Here is a 679-nt window from a genome sequence, read left to right on the forward strand (position 1 = left end):
CTCCAGCTCCGAAAAGCTAGCATGGGTGTCCACTGAAACGAGGGAGGATCAGTCGAGCACCTCCGGCTGTAGTAGCCGTATCGCGGCAAAGACATTCGGCGCGCCCATTGAGGCCGCCGTCGCGATTGTGATCTCGGTCAGAGATAGAGCGTGGCGCGCCTCACTATAAGCCTCGGAGAAGCTGGGAAGGACCACAGCTTGGAATATTCTTCCGTTCCAGAGTCTATTGAAATCATCGCATTTGGTTCGCGCCGTCTCGTAGTCATTAAACGCATAGATAGATGGCAGTCGGTCACCCTTGGCGACGCGGTTGTGAATGCGTCGGTGATCGCTGAATAGCGACGACGTTTTCCGAATGCCTTCCGGCCCGCTGACGAGGGCGACTTCGTGCCTGAACACGGTCGCCAACAGTGCTGTGCGCAGGTGCTTAGAGGCTTCGTCCTTGGTGGTAGCCCCGGCTATCGCGACTTGGTGGCGGCAGTCCTCGTCGGCGCGCGCCGTCGCGCGCAGCGGAATTTCGACCACTTGCCACGGCTCGGCCGCCTGTTCGGTGCGATGACGGTTAACCCAGAGCTTCATCATCGCGCCCAGCGGAAGCGGCAGTTTGCGGGGGCGTAGACCGGCTGCGCCTCGGCCATTGAGCATGATGGTGTTGTAGCCTTCGCGCATGACCGACGAA

General features: G+C 60.2%; 1 protein-coding gene. It reads right to left on the minus strand.

Annotation, left to right across the window (positions count from 1 at the left end; all coding sequences use genetic code 11):
* Positions 1-48 precede the first annotated feature (48 nt).
* The coding region (locus AX690_RS23170) for a hypothetical protein (RefSeq protein ID WP_197426757.1) at positions 49-679 on the minus strand (631 nt) is incomplete at its 5' end.

Origin of the sequence: Caulobacter sp. CCH9-E1, from assembly GCF_001556515.1 — a bacterium.
GTDB lineage: Bacteria > Pseudomonadota > Alphaproteobacteria > Caulobacterales > Caulobacteraceae > Caulobacter.